Annotated in this window: 4 protein-coding genes; all 4 read right to left on the bottom strand. The window is 64.0% G+C overall.

Annotated features, from left to right (window positions below):
* On the bottom strand, positions 1-896 hold an 896-nt coding region (locus RA20_RS23275; RefSeq protein ID WP_039134791.1), incomplete at its 3' end, for an SPFH domain-containing protein.
* A 26-nt stretch (positions 897-922) separates the two neighbouring features.
* A complete protein-coding gene (locus tag RA20_RS23270) occupies positions 923-1,864 on the bottom strand; it encodes a DUF2927 domain-containing protein (protein ID WP_446720165.1) in 942 nt (313 codons plus the stop codon).
* Positions 1,865-1,869: 5 nt separating this feature from the next.
* Complete coding sequence (locus RA20_RS23265; RefSeq protein WP_039134788.1) at positions 1,870-3,060, bottom strand: toxic anion resistance protein; 1,191 nt, start codon at positions 3,058-3,060, stop codon at positions 1,870-1,872.
* A gap of 18 nt (positions 3,061-3,078) precedes the next feature.
* Positions 3,079-3,972 carry a 5-bromo-4-chloroindolyl phosphate hydrolysis family protein gene (locus tag RA20_RS23260; protein WP_039134785.1) on the bottom strand — a complete coding sequence of 298 codons (894 nt, stop codon included), beginning with the start codon at positions 3,970-3,972 and terminating at the stop codon, positions 3,079-3,081.
* Between the last annotated feature and the right edge of the window lie 184 nt (positions 3,973-4,156).

Here is a 4,156-nt window from a genome sequence, read left to right as displayed (position 1 = left end):
GGGCGGGCGCCCCAGGGGCTTGCGGGCTGACCCGCTGCCCCGGTTCCAAACTGCTGCCCCATCTGCTGGGCCATCGCCATGCCCATGCCCATGCCCATGCCGGCTCCCATGCCGCTGTTCGGGGTCTGCGCCGCCGCGGTCATCGCTTCGGCAGCCGAGAACTGGGTGTAGCGGCCGAGATCGCCCAGCACACCCATCTGGGTGCGCTTGTCCATTGCTTCCTCCACCGCAGGCGGCAGCGAGATGTTTTCGATGTAGAGTTCCGGCATTGACAGCCCGTAGTCCGCCAGCGTGCCGGAAATCTCTGCAGCGACCAGCTTGCCCAGGTCGCCGGTGTTCGCCGCCATGTCCAGCACCGGAATGCCGGAGCCGGCCACCACGCGGGAAAACTCCTGCACGATGATGTTGCGGATCTGATAAGAGATCTCGTCCATGGTGAACTCGCCATCAGTGCCAACGATCTCGGTCAGGAACCGCGCCGGATCCGCCACCCGGATGGTATAAGTGCCGAACGCACGCAGGCGCACCGGGCCAAACTCCGGATCACGGCAGATGATCGGGTTCTTGGTGCCCCACTTCAGGTCGCTGAAGCGGGTGGTGTCGACAAAATAGACTTCCGACTTGAACGGCGACTGGAAGGCATGGTCCCAGTGCTGCAGCGTTGTCATGATCGGCATGTTGTTGGTCTCAAGCATATAGAGACCCGGCGTGAACACATCCGCCAGCTGGCCTTCATGCACAAACACCGCCGCCTGGCCCTCGCGCACCGTCAGCTTGGCGCCGTATTTGATCTCATGGCCTTCACGCTCGAACCGCCAGACCATGGTGTCATGGGTGTCATCCACCCAGTGAATGACATCAATGAATTCGCCTTTGAGAAAATCAAAAATACCCATCAGTCAGGTCCTCTTCATGTGGCGGCCTACAGTTCCTGGCCCATCGCCTCGCGGGCGAGAATGCGGATCACGGGGCGGGCCTCTTCCAGGCTCATCCCCGTCTTCAGTCTAGGATCATACAGCATCTGCAGCAGTTTTTCGTCAAAGCTGGTCAGCAGAGCAAATTCGTCGTCGTCGTTGAAAATCGAGGGCCGCGCCCGCGGGCTGTCATTCCTGAGGCCGAGCCCCTGCGCCACTTCCTCATGCACGCAGCTTTTGCGCACCAGGTCCGGGTGCTCAGCGCGGATCAGCGCGACACCGCGGGTATAGGAGAGCGGATCGCCCTGCGGCCCGCCGGCCACCACCAGGCAATAGTAGCTGCGCGGCGGCGCTGCCAGCAGCGACAGATCCTTGGCGCTGATCGACGGCAGCAGCTCGCGCACCCGTTCGGCCACAAAGGCGCTGTCGTCGAGGCTGGCAAAAATCACATGGAAATTCGCACGCGCTGCCACTGTGCTGACAGGATGGCCGGTGATCCGGGCCAGCCGCGCCGCAAAGTCGGTAACCGTCTGCCGGTCCGTTTCGCGCCGCGCGGGCGGCACCGAAGGCCCGAATTCGGAGACAATCCGCACCGGACCCGCCCAGCGGCCCAGGCCGCCGGAGATGCCGGAACCGCCGTATTCGTCATAAAACGCGAGCGCCTCGAAGCTGTCGGCCAGATCCTCGGCGTCATAAGGCGTGTCCGGCCCGCCGCCATCGGTGCGCAGCAACCCGCGGGTCAGCAGGTCGCGCTGCAGGGCGTTATAGTAATAGGCCAGCTGGGCGCTGTCGGCAGAGGGTTTGTATACTGCGGGCTCAGGCTGCGCCGGACGGGCCTGCGGCACCAGCGATTCAGGCTGGGCAAAGGGCAGGCACGCCGACAGAGCCGCCGCTCCAAGCAGGCCGGCGCTTGTTTTCAGAACACCCGTATGTGCAAGCCGCCAAGCCACTCCGGTCAGTTCGGGACCGCGGTGCCGGCGTTGTCGCCGACGCCGTCGCGGCGCGCCTTGGCGGCGGCCAGCGTGTCGCGCAGCTCGGCTTCCATCTTCTGCAGATCGGCCTCGGCAGCGGCGCGCTTGGTTTTGCCTTCATCAGCGATGCGCAGGCTGTCCTGGATGGTACCAATGAGATCGGCATTGGCCTGTTTCACCGCTTCGATGTCAAACACGCCGCGCTCCATTTCCTGGCGGATCATTTCGTTGGACTGGCGCAGGTTGGCAGCGTTGGACTTCAGCAGTTCGTTGGTCAGGTCGTTGGCATCGCGCACTGCAGCCGCCGCCTGGGCCGAGCGCTGGATCGTCAGCGCCTGCGCCAGCTGGGTCTCCCACAGCGGCACGGTGTTCACCAGGGTCGAATTGATCTTGGTCACCAGCGACTTGTCGTTCTCCTGCACCAGCCGGATCGAGGGCAGGGACTGCATGGTGACCTGGCGGGTGAGCTTCAGGTCATGCACCCGGCGCTCCAGATCGTCGCGGGCAGCGCGCAGGTCGCGCAGCTCCTGCGCCTTCATCACCTGGTCCTCCTCGGCGGCGGCCTGCACTTCGGCCTCCTTGGCGGGGATCGCGGTGCTGTCCAGCTCTGCCAGCTTGGCCTCGCCCGCGGCAATGTACAGAGCCAGCTCGTCATAGAAGCTCAGCGTCTTTTCATAGAGCATATCGAGCGACTTGATATCTTTTAGCAGCGTATGCTCGTGGCCCAACAGGTCATCGGTGATCTTGTCGATCTGCCCCTGCACGGTTTCATAGCGCGCGGTGAACTTGGCAAAAGGCGCGGCCTTGCCCAGCAGCCGTTCCCAGAAGGTCGGCTTGCGGCGCACATCCAGTTCCGAGACCGAAAAGCCGCGGATGGTGGTCACGATATTGCGCAAGCTGTCGCCCGCAGGTCCCACATCCTTGTTGCGCACATCCGACAGCATCGCCTGGCTGATCGTTTGCAGTTCTGACTGTGCGGCAGAGCCGAAATGGATGATCGAATTGGTATCGGCCATGTCGATCTGATCCATCCGCACCCGGATCGCCTCGCTGGCCTGGGCGTCGGCCTGCTCCAGCGGCTGCACTTCGGCCACGGGTTCTGGAAGTTCGATGGCCGTGACTTCCTGCACCAGGGCTTCGGCTTCGGCGGCTTTTTGTTGAATGGCTTCGGACATGAACGGCTTCCTCACTAATCAGTTTTGGCCCAAATGGACCCCCTCGCGCTGCAGCCGGTCGCGCAGCACATCAATTTCAATGGTCAGATCCGCGCGGTCCTCGACCAGCATTTTGCGGGTGCGCGCGGCAAAGTTCTGTTCCAGGTCGTCCAGCAGCGCCATGTAGTCGGCGCGGGCCTGAGTGTCCTGGCTGCGGGCATAGATGTCGGCGAATTTCACCGTCGCATCGCGGGCGCCCTGCAGATAGACCGTCAGGTATTTGCGGGCTGCGGTCAGGTCGCGCGGGTCTTCCTCGACCGTGCGGAACAGGTCGCGGGCCACCGCCTGAAACTGCTCCACCCGGGCTTCGACCCGGCGGTCCCGGGCACGCAGCGCGGCGTCCTTCATCGCGGCCAGGCTCTCTTCGGCCTCATCCACAGCGCGGGCGACACGGGACTGCTGAAACTCGTCGATGCCCTCGGCCCCCTTGTCCTGCAGCGGGTCGATGCCAAAGGCGGTGATATGCAGGCCCGCGGTTGCCGCAGCATAGATGACGGCAATCAGGATGCCAGGCTCTGCCTTCCAGGCGGCCAGCGCAGCGCCCGTGCCGGCCAGCAATGCCGCCAGAATCTTGCGGGGCAGGGCGGGTTTGCGGGCCACTTTGCGGGCATCAAAGGCGGCCTGCGCTTTCAGCCCCTCGCGCAGCAGGAAGGCGCCGCCGGTCCAGAGGCCTGCGCCCGCCAGGCCCAAGGCGAGCCCTGTTGCGCCGTCATTCAGCGAAAGCAGCGTCAGGATGGCGGGCGGCACAAACATCAGGTTCGCGCGCACACCCACGGGGTCGACCTGGGCATTGCGGAAAGATGGCGCAGGCGCTGCGCTCTGCGAGTCAGACTTTCCGTCCGGGCTGTATTTGCCGCCGAAACGCTGTGCCATGCGGTCAGCCTCCCACAATCCAGCCGGTGCTGAGGCCCAGCATCAGGATCAAAAGGGCGGCATAGGCAATTTTCTGCACGCGAGCTCCCCCAAAAGGCCTGCGAAGATTAACTGATTGGAAATCTAGGGGATAGCCGGCGGTCTTGCTAGGGGGAAGTCTTGCGTAAATGCCTCAGCGGCGGGG

Source organism: Leisingera sp. ANG-Vp, from assembly GCF_000813725.1.
In the GTDB taxonomy this organism is placed as follows: domain Bacteria; phylum Pseudomonadota; class Alphaproteobacteria; order Rhodobacterales; family Rhodobacteraceae; genus Leisingera.
This window is presented reverse-complemented; position numbering and strand designations above follow the sequence as displayed.

Coding starts and splice junctions, on each gene's coding strand:
- RA20_RS23265 (WP_039134788.1), bottom strand. CDS start 3,060: ATGTCCGAAGCCATTCAACAAAAAGCCGCCGAAGCCGAAGCCCTGGTG.
- RA20_RS23260 (WP_039134785.1), bottom strand. CDS start 3,972: ATGGCACAGCGTTTCGGCGGCAAATACAGCCCGGACGGAAAGTCTGAC.